Genomic DNA, 14,659 nt, shown 5'->3' with positions numbered 1-14,659 from the left:
CGGAGTGACCGACATGACCCAGTCCAATGCTTACCAGGATCCAACCCTTGCCCTGACCGCCAAAGTGCTCGACATCAAGGCTAAAAAAGGCCTGACCTTCGAACAACTGGCCGAAGGCACTGGCCTCAGCCTGACCTACGTGACCGCAGCGCTGTTGGGTCAACACCCACTGTCGACGGACGTGGCGAAGCTCATAGGCGAGCGCCTTGAACTCGGCGCTGATGAGGTGCGTCAACTGCAAGCGATTCCTCTGCGTGGCAGCCTGCCAAGCGGCGTGCCGACTGACCCGACCGTCTACCGTTTCTACGAAATGATTCAGGTCTACGGCACCACGTTGAAGGCGTTGGTCCACGAGCAGTTCGGCGACGGCATCATCAGCGCCATCAACTTCAAGATGGACATCAAGAAAGTCGAAGACCCGGAAGGCGGCTCCCGCGCGGTGATCACGCTGGACGGTAAATTCCTGCCTTACCGCCCATTCTGAATACGGGGCAACGTGTTGAGACTTCCACGTCGGGAGGAAGTCTCAAACAGTGAATCACTGCACTGCGAATTCGAATAGCGGGGTCGCCTTAGCGCCGTCTCCCAGGCGTAGGCCTGGCCTGTCAGCCAGGGCAATAAGGTTGGCCCACAACTTTTCATACCTCTCAATAACTAACTCAGCGTTTCAAAAAACGAAATGCCTCGTTCCGGTTTCTAAGTGTTCTACTCAGCTGCGTAACAAACGAGCATGTTAATCAGATGCATTTGTCATGTTGGCGCCGATGAGTGCTTGAACATTCCAGTGAGGGGATCCGGCCAGGTCGTATTCCCGATGATTGATCCGGAAGGGGCCAGCGAAACGAATCCGTTGATAGCAACAGGCTCGTAAAACAGGGCATGGCGTATCCGCTTGGGTCTTCAACGAATAGGTTAGTTGCACAATGGATCGTTTCTATGAGATGCAGATATTCATCGCTGTCGCTGAGGCGGACGGGTTTGCGGCTGCGGCCCGCCGGCTTAATATATCGCCGCCCACAGTGACGCGTGCCGTCGCGTCCATTGAAGAACGAATAGGCACTCAATTGTTGTCACGCTCTACGCGCAGCATGCGTTTGAGCGAAGCGGGGCTGCACTACCTCGAAGATTGCCGACGTATTTTGTCGGAAGTCGAACAGGCTGAAGAAGCCGCAGCGGGCAGTTATTCCGTCCCTTGCGGCAACCTCACATTAACTGCACCTGTCATCTTCGGGGAGATGTTCGTGGCCCCGACCCTGGTCGAATACATGGACCGTTTTCCCGCGGTGACCCTCAATGCGATGCTTGTTGACCGCGTTGTCAATATGTCCGAGGAAGGCGTGGATGTCGGCATCCGCATCGGTCATCTGCACGATGCCACGCAAGTGTCGGTGAAAGTCGGTGAGGTGAGCCTTGTGGTGTGTGCTTCGCCGCAGTATCTGGATCGAGTGGGTCGCCCCCAGCATCCCGATGATCTTGCGAACTGCAACCTGGTCAGCTCGTCGGCGAGTCATCTTCTCCGGGACTGGCAATTTGTATACGACGATAAACCGCTGAATTTCCGTCCCGTCCCTCAGCTTATCGTGACCGATAATAAGGCGGCGATTAACGTGGCTTGTCTGGGCTGGGGGGTGACCCGGGTTCTGTCCTATCAGGTTGATCACTTCATCAAAAACCATAACCTCGAAGTCGTCCTTCGTGACTTTCAACCCGCACCGCTTCCTATCCATATCGTTTACCAGAAGACTGCCAGGGTGCCCGCGAAGACCCTGACGTTCGTGAACTTTCTAGCGGACCGTTTGTTGGGTAACCCATCACTTCAGCTGTGATCACAAGTGAGTCAAGAGAATGGACCGCTATCACGAAATGGTGATATTCAGAGGTCTGCAGGGATGCCGAAGCTTGAGCATGTCTGCGGACAGGGCAGGGGTCGCCGTTACCACGCTCGTGCGCGCAATCGACCGGCTTGAAAGCAGATTAAAGGCACGTCTGATCATCCGCACCACGCAAGGGATTGCTTTTACCGCGGCAGGCGAAAGGTTTTTGGCCGATGCGATAAGAATCCTGGATGAGGTCGAGCGATCTGAATCATCGGCGCGCGGCATGCCGAGCGTCGTTGAAGGGCGTCTGAACGTTATTGTACCCGAGCTGTTCAGCAGCTATGTGTATCCAGAGATCATCAGCGAGTACTCCCGACAACATCCCGAAGTCACCGTCTTTACCCGATTCTCCGATCAGTATCCCGCGATTCTCGAGGATGGAATCGACATTGCCTTACATGTGGGCAGCCTGCCCAGTTCAACCTTGATCGCGCGGCAAGTAGGCCATGTCAAAACTCATGTTTGTGGCAGCCCGAGTTACCTTGGTAGTTACGGGGAGCCTCAAATACCGGCGCAGCTAAGGACGCACCGATTGATCGCCACGCAAGGGCATTGCGAGGATATCCACTGGGTCTTCCAATTTGCAGGCCAACCCCTCAGTTTCAAAGCCACCTCTCAACTCAGGTGTGCCACTGCTCAGGCTGCGATCAACGCATCCTGTCAGGGCGCCGGCCTGTTGAGCGGTCCAAGTTTCGCGCTGCACAGCTACCTTGACACAGGAAAACTGCAGCGCACCCTTGGAAGTTTCGAATTACCGGCCGCCCCCATACATCTCGTTTACCGCGAAGGTCGTAGGGCTTCGTTACGGGTTCGAAGCTTCGTTGATTACACGGTATCCGCCCTGAGGGCTCATCCGGCGTTACAACTCGTTGCAAACTAAGCGTCTGCTCATTCGAGGACGCTGCGCCAATGAAAGCGAGCGCTTCAATAGCTTCTACCTTAGCCCCCGTCAACTAACGTTCGACTGTTTCACAAAGAGGAATAGTTGATTCCGGGTTTTGAATGTTCCTCGTCTACCGCTAACCAAGGAAGATGGTCTCGCATTGCACAATCCTTGCTTTGCCTTAGAATAAAGGAGCTGTCATGTCGAACCCCATCAAGCTGTATCGCCACGCGTTGTCGGGACATGCACACCGAGTGGAGTTAATGCTTTCACTCTTGGGCCGCCCGGTAGAAATCATTGACGTCGATCTCGCCAACGGTGCCCACAAGGCCCCCGAGTTCCTTGCGCTCAACCCCTTCGGTCAAGTGCCTGTCATTGATGACAACGGCGCCATACTTGCAGACTCCAACGCCATTCTCGTCTACCTGGCGCGTCAGTACGGTGAGAGCCATTGGCTTCCGACCGACGCCGTTCAACTGGCACAAGTGGTTCACTGGTTATCCGTCGCCGCGGGACAGATTAGCAACGGTCCTGCCAGAGCGCGGCTGATCACTGTGTTTGGTGCCAGTTTCGATGCGAAGGATGCGATTGCCAAGTCTCACGCGCTGCTCGAGGTGCTTGAGAAGGAACTCGCCCAACGCGAATTCCTGGTCGGCAACGCGCCCACTGTCGCCGATGTCGCGGGTTATACCTATATTTCTCATGCGCCAGAGGGCAACGTCTCCCTTGAAGACTACCCTTCGGTCCGTTCCTGGCTCGCTCGCATCGAAGGGCTACGCGGTTTCGTTCCAATGCGTCGCACAGCGGTCGGTCTGCAACAGGCCTGAAGCGTCAGGGTCGATCACTTTCCCCCGACACTGTATCGGCTGCCTCTCCGGGGATTCGTATTCGGCACTGCGTTGCGGTGTCAGATGCGGGTGGAGACAGTTCAGGCGCAACGATTGGTGATGCGCCTTCGTTTATTACTTCCTGTCAAGGTGACTGACATGTCCAACGAAGAAAAACGCCTTCCTCTCCCACCGTTCACGCGCGAAACCGCCTTGTTGAAAGTGCGCCTTGCCGAAGATGGATGGAACACCCGCGATGCCGCGAAGGTAGCATTGGCCTACACGCTCGACACCAAATGGCGTAACCGAGCAGAGTTCGCGAGCAATCGCGCTGAAGCCGAAGCATTTTTGACCCGCAAGTGGAAAAAGGAACTCGACTACCGTCTGATCAAGGAACTATGGGCATTCACAGACAACCGTATCGCGGTACGGTACGCCTATGAATGGCACGACGACTCCGGAAACTGGTTTCGCTCATACGGCAACGAAAACTGGGAATTCGCCGAGAACGGCTTGATGGCCCATCGTTTTGCGTGCATCAACGATCTGCCTATAAAGGAGTCAGAGCGTCTGTTCCACTGGCCACTGGGTCGCCGTCCGGATGAGCATCCCAGCCTTTCGGAACTGGGCCTCTAAGGTAGGCGAGGGAGAAGTTGAATCGCCGATAAGGATATCGTTTGGAGGAGGGCAGCTGCCGCGCTGCCTTCGCATAAAAAAAGCGGCCTGCAGAACCATTTTTGCAACCGGGGGGTTGCGTGCTATCCGTCTGGCGCACCTGGCGCACATCATTCCCGTAATCAGTGAGCTGAAGAGGCTCGTTCTCAATGACATCCGGTGGCTCTTTTACGGGTGTCATTTCAAACCGGATGCCAGACCGAAGGGCAGGACATCAGAGTTCAAGCACAAGGGGCGGGCTCCCAGGCGCGGGTACTGAACAGCACAGCAGCACCTCATCATCAGGTAAAGGGTCAAGCGGCGTAGTCAGGTAGCGCACGGTCCCCGCTGAAATACGGGTTTTGCAGGTGCCGCAGGTGCCCGACCGGCAGTTGAAGTCCGGGGTCAGCCCCCGGGATTCGGCTAGCTCTAACAGACTGCCGATCTGCGGTTCCCAGCGAGCTTCCTTGGCGGACTTCGCGAACAGCACCTTGACGGGCTCGCCCGTGGCGCCTGGTTGCGGATCAGGCGAAAGCGGTCTGGCAATGTCTCGGGTCAACGTCGACACACCGAATGCTTCTGCGTGAATACGATCATCGGGAATGCGCAGTGCTCGCAGCCCGTCATATAGCCCTTGGGTTAAACTGCCGGGGCCGCACAAGTAGTAGTCATAGTCATCCAGCGGCAACAGGCTTTTCAGTGTCTCAACGGTGATTCTTCCCGCATGATCGAAGTCCGCGCCAGGCTCGGTTCCTGCTTCAGGCTGACTGACGAAGCGCTGGAGTTTTACCTTCCCGCTCCCGCGCTCGATCAGGGTTGCCAGTTCACGACTGAAGGCCAGATCAGCGACAGTTCGTGCCCCCTGCAACAGCCATGTCGGCCTCATTCTACCGATGCGCTCACCTTGATAAATCACTTCCCTGAGCATCGACAGCATAGGGGTGATTCCGACGCCAGCGCCGATCAGGACCAGTGGGCGTCTCACCAACGGCTCCAAGGTAAAGATGCCCCTTGGACCACGGGTTTCGAGGGTATCACCCAGCTGAATATGGTTGTGTAGATGCGAGGACACCGCGCCGTGGCGCTTGACGCTGATGCGCAGGAAATCATCCGACGGGGCACTGGAAAGGCTGTAGGTGCGGATCAGCTGTGAGTCGAGGCCGTCTTCGCGACTGATTCGAATGGGTAAGTGCTGCCCTGCCTGGAAAGGCGGGACGCCTGCCCCGTCGATAGGTTGAAGGCGAAAGGATCGGATCTCAGCGCTTTCGTCTTCGATGTGCACCACCCGAAGCGGACGCCAGGAGTCGCGCCATGCCTGCGCCTGAAGCCGTTGCGCGGTCTGCTCCCAACTGCCCGTCATCAGTGAGCTGGAGGAGTCCCCGTCTTCAGCGGCGGTCCAGCGAAGCGGCAGTGCACGCTCTCGGTAAACGATGCGCTGCGGAGTGAATCGCCATAGGCGCTCTGCCCCCTGAAAGGCAGCGATTTCCGGGGCGTCCAGGAGCACCTCGGTAGTGCCCGTCATCTGCAGCATATCCCCCGTCTCGAAATCTGCGAACACCAGACCGGCTGGCGGATTGAGCAATAGATTGCCCAGCGTGTTGAAAAACAGATTGCCGTTGAAATCCGGTACCAACAGCGTGCCGTCTTCATCCTGCCGGACAAACCCAGGCTTGCCGCCGCGGTGTGAGGCATCGACTTCACGGACATTGTCTCGCACGGTGTACGAGGCGACGAAAAATGAATCGGCACGGCTGATCAAGTCGCGGGCACGATCGTTCAGCGCATCAAACTCAGCGACCGGCCCGGCGGGTTCATCCACGAAATGGTACTGCCGCAGTTTGATGTAGCGCGGGCAGTTTCCATACGCTTGGGAAACGGCGATCTGGAACCCGTTGCCATCGGCATGGCGAATCATGCCGTTCATTCGGTTACGACGGCGGGTGTGCAACTCGATGCCCAATAACCCGACGGCATCGCCAGGCCTCATGCCCTCCTGAGCGGGGTCGGCTGCTTGTACTGGCAGCGAAAGCATCAGTACGTTGGGCTCGGGCGAATGCATGAAGCCAGGTTGGCCGGTGCGCAACGTCGCCCAAGGCTGGCCATTTTCGTCCACCGTACCGAGGACTACGAAGGGCAGTTGGGCATAAAACTCGCGGTGTTGATCAGGCATCCAGTCCCGCGCCATCTGACGCTCGCCGGGGCCGACCATGAGCTCGACGGCACCAACCGACCGCTGCAACTGCAGCTCCCCCTCATGCCAAGGCGATTTTTTATCAGAACCTTTGCGTCCGCTCATGATGCTCGTCTCCTTGGGTAACCTGTCGAATGATGTGGGGGGCGGTCATCTCGGTCTGGCGGATGCCTACGCATTGCGATACTCGACAGGGTGAGCGAATGAGCTGTCCCAGTATCTGCCAGCAGTGAATGCCAGTTAGCCAGTTAAACGCACCCTGATTGTAGATGTGACCGTTATCGTCCAACTTTTGCCCTTGGCAGCGGAACCCTCGCCGCGCGCAATCAAGCATTTCGCAATGTGAAACGGTAAGGGCGTCTGATGCAACGTTTTCTCATCTTCGGAGTTGTAGCAGACGTTTTGCGTTGCTCCCTTGACGACATCCAATAGCTGATCTTGAATGCTGTACATCGCTGGATGTCCGTGGTCAGCGCGATCCCCCAACATGACATGACGCTGCGAGTCGCAGATGCTCTCGTCACCATCATGGTCGGGCCCGCTGACTGACGCCCGCCTGCCGGGGTGAGACGGACTATGCCATGGCTAATCTGGTGATTTGCTGCGACGGTACCTGGAATACCCCTGACCAACTCGACCAAGGCGTACCGGCCCCTACGAATGTGGTACGGCTCTACAACGCTGTGGCTGATCTCGATGCCCAAGGCAATCCTCAGACTAATTACTACCACCCTGGGGTCGGCACAAACGGCGGTTGGTGGGACAAAGCAGTAGGAGGTGGGACGGGAGCGGGGCTCGACAGCAATATCATGAGCGCCTACCAGAAGCTCTGCTATTGCTACCAGCCCAATGACGCCATCTACCTGTTTGGCTTTAGCCGCGGTGCTTACACCGTGCGCAGCCTTGCAGGATTTATAGGCTGCTGTGGGCTCTTGCGGCTTACAGGGTTAAAGCCCGCGCAGGTATGGGAGCGCATCCAGTCTTTGCTCACATACGGCTATAGACGAAAAACCGAAAAACGGGCCGACTGGGCGAAGCAGGGGTGGGATTTTCACAATGAAGCAGGCGATGCCATTCCGATTCGTTTCATCGGGGTGTGGGACACCGTGGGTGCGCTCGGCATCCCGGACGACATGGCTCTACTCAATTTGATCGATAATCGCGAGCGATACACGTTCCACGACACTGCGTTGCATCCATCCGTTGAGTACGCTCGTCATGCCCTGGCGATGGACGAGCGCCGCGCGTCGTTCCAACCCACGCTGTGGAGTGAGCCACCAGCAGGAACGGACTTAAAACAGATCTGGTTCCCTGGCGTCCATTCTGATGTCGGCGGCGGCTACCGCGAATGTGGTTTGAGCGATGGCGCTCTGGACTGGATGATCAAGGAAGCGGGAAGTGTCGGGTTGTGTTTTGATCCCGCCGCCGTGCAGCAGATCAAACCTAACCTCTACGACACGATGCATGACTCTTGCGATGGCGTGTTTAACGTTTTGGCAACCCAGCCACGCAGTGTGGCTGATATGACAACTCAACAGGCGCTGTTTCATAGCTCAGCGCTGGATCGGCAACGAAACCCACCGATTACACAGTCTCCCTATCGGAAAGCACGACTGTTGGCCCCCAAGACACCATTGGTGTTGGATATATCAGCGCGCCTTCCCTGGAATGAAACCGGGCTATGGCTTGAAGCCGGCACTGTTTACACGTTCAGCGCCAGCGGTGAATGGCTGGATGCGTCGATCGTATGCGGCCCGGGCGGACCGCCGACTCATCACTTCCAACCGGCCGAGTTGTCTTATTTAGTGGGCAGCGCGCTAGGGACATTGGAAACCTGGTACGGAAAGCTGTTCAACAACAGCAACGCGAACTTCTACTACACACGCCGCCACGAAGATTTTCCCTGGTTTAGTTTGATCGGGGCCATCGCAAACAGCGATGGCGTTGACGCAAATGGGATCCTGTTGAAACCGGAAACCTTTCTGATAGCTCATGGGTGTACGTATACACCTAAACGGTCTGGTTATCTTTATGTCTACGCTAATGACGCGTGGAATTGCTATGGAAACAACAAAGGACATGTGGCGTTGACTATTCAGTGACTCCCGTCTGATGTCGGAATTATTTCAAAGGAATGGTTGCATTGTTCAGCGCGGAAAAGTTTATCGCTTCCTCCCTGAATTGACTCATCTGTCCTTCATTGGCAACCGTTTCACGGAGTAGGCGCGCTTCTCGTCCTCGGAGTTGTAATAGACGTTCTGCGTCGTGCTCAGGCTGTTATGACGCAGATCCACCTGCAGATCCTTCATGTCACGATGGGGCGCATCGAAGGTCGCCGAAGTGTGTCGCAACCAGTGGAGCGAGGCAGCACGCAGGCGGCCCACGTCTTCGTCCGACCAGCCCTCGGCCTGCATGCGCGCCAGTGCGCGATCAAACACCTCCTGCAGTAGTACCCGAATGTGGCGGTCCGAAAGCCCGGCGCGGCCGCGTTGAGTCGCGATCAGCGGCGTGGTTTCGCGGAAACCGGGCAGGGGAGACAGCCCCTGGTGCAGACGCCAGCGCTTCAGATAATTCTCGACGTAATCATCACGCACGCTGATCTTGCCGGCCTTGTTGCCTTTGCCTACCACGTGATACCACCAGTTGCCTGCGCTGTCCTTACGAAGATCTCCCATGGTCGGCTTCCAGTTCTCACGCCCGACCAGGTCGGAAACGCGCAGATACATCGCGAAAATCGTTGCTACGATGAACAGCGTGCGTTCATATCGAGCGTCAACCGTGGCCATTTGCTCAGCGGTTTCCAGCACGAAATCCCACTGCAATGAGGTCAGGATCCGAGTGTCCTGATCATCGGTATTACGCTGCTTATACTTGCTCTTTTGCTTGACCGCTCGAAATGGATTCTGCTCGCAAAAACCTTCGTCGATTGCATGCTGAAAAAAACTGCCACACACCGCGAAAATCTGCGCAATGGAGCCTTGAGAAAGTTTATAGGCGTCCGGCAGAGCGGGGCGGTTCTGTTCCTTGGCGCGCTTGCGCTCCTGCTTGGAAACGGTCTGACTAAATGGCCGCCACTCGGGGTTTAGCGCATAAGTATCGGTCGCCGTTTTCTTGCGTGCGCCGATGCGATTGAAGCGGGATTTGACCACAGGCCCAACCCAGGCGGGGTCTGGTGCCAAGCAGAACTCCATAAATCCTTCGGCATGGGTACGGCGCATTTCCAACAAGGGAACTCGGGCTTTGAGCAGCGTCCACAGCAGCAGACGCTCGACGTGCGTCCGATAGGAATTGAACGTGGCCTCATTGCCTGAGTAAGACTTAAGAAAGCTACGCACCGCGCGGTAGCCTTCGAACGCCTGAGTCTGTTCTGGAAACTCCTGAAGATAACCTACAATAGCGGGGAGTTCTTCCTTCAAGGAGCTGAAATTCAGCTGACCGAAGCGGGCGTACGTTTCAAAAAGCGGGTGTGGAGTGACTGATGCAGACATGAAAACTCGTCGTGGGCCAGCATTGAAAATGGCGACATAATCGCCTCAAACCTTCGCCCGTGCAATATCCGGGTCTGGTAGTTATCGGATATTACATGTTGAGATAGGCCTCTATTTCACTTTAGATGGCATTATCTCCCGTTGACCGTTGGGTCAATGACGCGCGCAATTCGTTCTGGATACACCGTCTATTAAGCTTTCATTCTCCGCTACGTCCTTGTTCCAAGCGATGACCTCAGTCAGAAGGGGGCGCACAATTTCCCGGAATAGCCTGGCAAGCGGTTGACGGCGCGACACAGCCCGGATTGCTATACGTACGCAATCTGCCGATCACAAGATGGTGTGAAGAAAACGGCCTTTTCCAGGATGTTTTTCGGCTCGAGGGGATCAGAGCAGAGCTGAAAGGTCCAGATCGGCAATCAAGCGCCAGCTGGAAGCACTTGCTCATGGTGGCCGGCTATCGGTTCTTCGGGCGTTCCATCCGGTGCCGGCGACCTCAGCCAATCCATCGCAAGCCAAGACCTGTCTGAAAAGGATAAGCGGATCTATTTCAGCAGACCCCGTGGCAAAGAAGCCCGTGAAGCCGCAAGCTCCCTGGTTGCTGATCCGCTTACCAATTTGCCCATAACTCAGCCTGGCGACGTCCCGGCGTGAATCCTGCTGCGAGTAAACATTCAGAAAACGTGAGGACTACGGCACTGGCCAGGCAGGCGCGCGTCAGCGTTAGAGACCGGACTCAGTGATGGCAGCAAGTAACTCGGAGCCGGGAGAACAAAAGCCAGGCTCTTGAATGAGAGCGACACGACGCAGCCTGTGGCAAGAAGTCATTTGTGAACCAAGAGGAAAAGCGCCGTTGTCTAGGACGTGGGTCCGCAAGCGTCCTGGTAGATAGACACGGCGCGTTGACTCAGGGCGCTACTGATCGAGGACTGCCGCCCCAATTGGTAATACGTTGTTACGTATAATGTATATTATGTTAAATTATGTGTCTAAGGCCGTCACAAAGACTTTAAGAACTACGCAGAATTTGTGGTTAACGAAGCGTTCGCGAAACTAGTAGAAAACCACTCCGGCCTTCCCTGAACCCCGCGTCAGACGTGACCTCCAGCGGTTCAGCCCAAATTTACGCTGAGTTGCGGCGTAGCCCTTTTTTGCAAAAACTACCAGAATGGTCGAGCACGGATCTAATCCCTACAAATAGCCTGAAGACCCCGTATTTCTTGGCCTCCAGCCAATTTTTCACAAACGAAGATAAACGCCCACCTTTCATTTACTCGGAAAAACGTCGACTGGTTCAGTCGCTGGATTGGTATCCAGGCAGCCCTCGCGCCTAGAAGCCTTGCTGTGCGGGGCTACGGGCTGTTTTCTGCACTGACAGCGCCACCTCCGAAGCTACGCCAGCCCGGTAAGTACTGACGCGCTCAATCAACATCGTCACGCTAGGAGTTAGCCCAGGATTACCGCTTGACCACCTCGTGGCCACGCACGCGCTCCAGTGAATCCGGATAGTTGAGAGCTGTTTATTCAACAACAGGTAGAAACGTCATTTTTCAATAATCTGTAGAAATGTTTATTGTTCATAAATTTGTAGAAACGTAAATTGCAAAAACCTGTAGAAATTGATTCTGATGAAATGTGATTGAGCTGCTACCGCTGCAAAGAAAACCTGCTCGACACCTTTACTCATCAGCAGCCCATTGCAGTTGCGACCGATGCAATATCCGATGATTGAGCGTCACTACAAAGCGATCAGCGTAAACACACGTAAATACGCTTAAAGCACATAAGCCCGCACAATTTACCGCCGGGCACTGAAAGCCGAAAGCCAAAACTCTGTTATCCATTGCATTTATCTGCAATGGGCCTGGCCGGCCATAGCCCAATGCTCGCTGGGACTGCGGTCGGTTAACGCGGCCGGCCGCTCCAGTTTTGTCGATAAACCCTGCGTAACGCTTAGGCTGTCGCCGCCAGCCGCCAGCCAGCACCCTGAGTCAACCCGTAGGCGTGCTCCCAGGCTAACCCCAACCTCCCGGCAGTCCCGGTACTCAATTTACGCAAAAAAGAGTAATGCAGACATCCGAATTGATATGCTCAATTAACAAGTAAACCCTGCGATAAACACGCCTGAAAAAATCAAACCTACGATTAAACAACCCTGCCGACAATATACTTTAAAACCGAACACCACGATTTCCAAGTTAGAAAGTCAGCGCAGCTAGTACAGCTAAAGATGTAAGTCAAGGCTTGCTGTCGAATTCTATCAGCTATCTAAGCGTCATGAAATTTCAAAGAGTGGAGTTGCGCATCAGTACGTAGAGCGCTCGTATCGGGCATTGTCAAACGATCATTCTATTAATTAGCGGATGGCGAGAGCAAGGTTGTGACATGCACCCTTCTAACTTCCAGTTACTCCCAATACTGGAAGTTTCTCGCAGAAGCTAAACACTTGGTAAATCCTTCCAATGCCTCAGCTGCCACGGCCCATCTTCGAGTCCTATGAGATCTTCATTGATCAGGACTTTAGTTCGCCTGAGCCTGGCATGGTGTGCGTCCGAGTTTACTTAGACTCATTTCAGCCCGAGGTTGAGGCACACAAGGGTTACCTCGCGGCGCGCAGTTTCTGAGGTCATTCTCGGACAACAGCTTCACGTTTACGTCTTACCGTACACATGTGGAACGATTGCTATGGTCGATGCTTGTTAAGCGCAAACCTTTCAGCCAGCTCAAGCGCCAAGACGCCGAGGACTATCTTGAGTTCTGTCGAAACCCGCCGTCGGACTGGATTGGCCCAATTGTTCGCGGGCGATTTGCCAAGCCGGCCAGATTGCCCAGCGCCCACCAGTGCATCGTCACACCCCTCCTCCACCAGTTGCTCAATTAGCGCGTCGATGTCAGTATCGCTGGTTGTTAACTGATACTTGAGAGGAAGCTCCCACAAGCAACATTGCGACACCATTGAGCGAAAGCGAGCCCGCAATTTGCAGGGCATGTGCCAACACAGGGATAGTCGGCGAACCGCCAACAATGGTAGCTTGGCGCCATCAATTGATGCGTAAGTGAGCTCCTGCGGCTGTTGCGCAGCGACAATCCATCTGCCCTTTCATCGATACAAGGACGTCATGGTGAGTATTCCCCGCCCATCGAACAAAGGTGGGCCAGCGGCTCGTCAAGGTTTCAAATATCAAGACCACGTTGCTGTCATGGTCATATTGAAAATGCTTCGTGACAGCAGCTATTTGCAAGTTGAATGCGAAACCGCCGACGACATCGTAGGGGTCAGGCTCCAGGCAGGAGAAACCGTCAACGAATACATTCAGGTCAAAACCACGGAAAAAGATTCGAAGTGGAATCTGAAGGAAAGCACCGCTCTGGATAGTAAAAAGGTCGATAGCTCTCTTTTCCAAAAATCGCTCAAATGCGACATTCGACTTGGCAGAGCCTGCTTTCGCATCGTTTCAAAACGAGATATCGCGAAGGTGCTTGAGGATTTTTCCACGGAGTTGGATAAAAGGATTACGCCCGACGCTGCCACTGCTCAGGGCACCAAGCTGGCAAAGAAATTCCCCAAAACCATTTCAACGATGGGAAGGGATTTCTCCTACTGGGCGGATAATTTCGTCTGGCAGGTCTGTGGCAACGTCGGCGCCTTGGAATCCACGAATCTGCGGGTGCTCTCAGAGCTTTGCGATCTTTATGGGGAGAGCCCATCACATCGCCAGCAGAAAGATATCTACGAGGTATTTCTCGGCTGGGCTGATGACGCGGCGACCGCCGATGTGAAAACTGCGCCGGGTGACAAGATCATCACCCGCAGTGCAGCCCTGGAACGCCTCAAGGCACTGCTCACTGCGGCATCTAAGCACTCAATGGCCTTCGCAAAACCGTACAAGTCGAAGCCTGATCCATTCCTCGTGGAGTTCCACACGACCACTGAGGACGGCCTGCTCCGATCGCTCTCGGGTTTTGACGTCGAGTACGACTTTGAGGAATGGCGAGGCGACCAACTAGCGGAGCATCTGCTGCAATGGCTTCCCGAGTTCTGCTTGCGCGCGAGCGAGATCGCCAATTTTCAAATCCATCAGATTCCAAGTGCGCTGGCTAAATCTGTCAGCATGTTGACTCAAACGTCTGTGCCTCGTGATCGGCTGATTGCAGAACTGATCCTGCACGCGATCCTACGGAACAGAGAGAACAGTGAGCCGATCGCGTGCAAGGTATTCTATGCCGTCAACGGCAAGCTCTCGGAGTTCGGGAACGCACACATCGTTCAGCAGGCAGGCCAGGCAGATCAGCTATGGCTTGGCCTTTCCAGAATGATCTCAACGGGCACTATGGATCAGACGCTCCAGGAAATTTGTGATGTCTTGGACTCTACAATCTCCAGGGCAGCGCTAACCGAGGAGCGAGAGATCATCGTCACGCTTCGTGAACCTCATCACCACTTGCCCAATGCTGAAGAGTTCAATAAGGCCCTGCAGCGAAACGCGCCTGCGCAGGACATGCTCAAGGTGCTGTGCTTCCCGATTTTGTTAGCCTACGACAGCGATGCACTCTCGGGCGGTTATCTATCGGACTACCTGGCGACCTTGAAGACAGAAGTGACACGACATTACTCCGCGCTGGCCAATGCGCTCCCTGCGAAAATCCAGCAAGTCAGGGTCGTCGTGTTCCTGGTTCCGATTGAGAGCATCCAGCAGCTCGTCCGGAAATTTAACTCGCTCTGCAAGGCGGCCAGCTGA

The 14,659-nt window shown here is 55.1% G+C and carries 9 protein-coding genes; 7 read left to right on the top strand and 2 right to left on the bottom strand.

The features are described 5' to 3' along the window. Positions 1–13 precede the first annotated feature (13 nt). From cynS to BMY73_RS06130, 5 genes are all read left to right on the top strand, one after another. Positions 14–484, top strand: a complete 471-nt coding sequence (gene cynS / locus BMY73_RS06150; protein ID WP_092404031.1) for a cyanase — start codon at positions 14–16, stop codon at positions 482–484. A 439-nt stretch (positions 485–923) separates the two neighbouring features. After that, the gene (locus BMY73_RS06145; RefSeq protein WP_092405791.1) at positions 924–1,826 is read left to right on the top strand and encodes a LysR family transcriptional regulator; all 903 of its coding nucleotides are present in this window, start codon (positions 924–926) and stop codon (positions 1,824–1,826) included. Between the two features lie 19 nt (positions 1,827–1,845). Continuing rightward, positions 1,846–2,757: a LysR substrate-binding domain-containing protein gene (locus tag BMY73_RS06140; RefSeq protein ID WP_092405789.1), complete on the top strand. Its 912-nt coding sequence runs from the start codon at positions 1,846–1,848 to the stop codon at positions 2,755–2,757. A 203-nt stretch (positions 2,758–2,960) separates the two neighbouring features. Beyond that, entirely contained in the window at positions 2,961–3,587 is a 627-nt protein-coding gene (locus tag BMY73_RS06135; RefSeq protein WP_092405787.1) for a glutathione S-transferase family protein, read from the top strand. Between the two features lie 159 nt (positions 3,588–3,746). Beyond that, a complete protein-coding gene (locus BMY73_RS06130; protein WP_092405785.1) occupies positions 3,747–4,223 on the top strand; it encodes a nuclear transport factor 2 family protein in 477 nt (158 codons plus the stop codon). A 253-nt stretch (positions 4,224–4,476) separates the two neighbouring features. On the opposite strand, the gene BMY73_RS06125 is transcribed toward BMY73_RS06130, so the two are convergent. Next, positions 4,477–6,537 carry a pyridoxamine 5'-phosphate oxidase family protein gene (locus BMY73_RS06125; protein ID WP_092405783.1) on the bottom strand — a complete coding sequence of 687 codons (2,061 nt, stop codon included), beginning with the start codon at positions 6,535–6,537 and terminating at the stop codon, positions 4,477–4,479. Positions 6,538–7,013: 476 nt separating this feature from the next. Here BMY73_RS06125 and BMY73_RS06115 point away from each other — a divergent pair, with 476 nt between their 5' ends. Then, positions 7,014–8,534 carry a DUF2235 domain-containing protein gene (locus BMY73_RS06115; RefSeq protein ID WP_092405779.1) on the top strand — a complete coding sequence of 507 codons (1,521 nt, stop codon included), beginning with the start codon at positions 7,014–7,016 and terminating at the stop codon, positions 8,532–8,534. Between the two features lie 84 nt (positions 8,535–8,618). Here the strand turns inward: BMY73_RS06115 and BMY73_RS06110 are convergent, their stop codons facing one another. Beyond that, on the bottom strand, positions 8,619–9,920 hold the full coding sequence (locus tag BMY73_RS06110; RefSeq protein WP_092405777.1) for a tyrosine-type recombinase/integrase: 1,302 nt from the start codon (positions 9,918–9,920) through the stop codon (positions 8,619–8,621). Positions 9,921–13,039: 3,119 nt separating this feature from the next. Here BMY73_RS06110 and BMY73_RS06100 point away from each other — a divergent pair. Further along, a complete protein-coding gene (locus tag BMY73_RS06100; protein WP_092405775.1) occupies positions 13,040–14,659 on the top strand; it encodes a HamA C-terminal domain-containing protein in 1,620 nt (539 codons plus the stop codon).

It is taken from the genome of Pseudomonas sp. NFACC02 (genome assembly GCF_900110765.1).
Classification (GTDB): Bacteria; Pseudomonadota; Gammaproteobacteria; order Pseudomonadales; family Pseudomonadaceae; genus Aquipseudomonas.
This window is presented reverse-complemented; position numbering and strand designations above follow the sequence as displayed.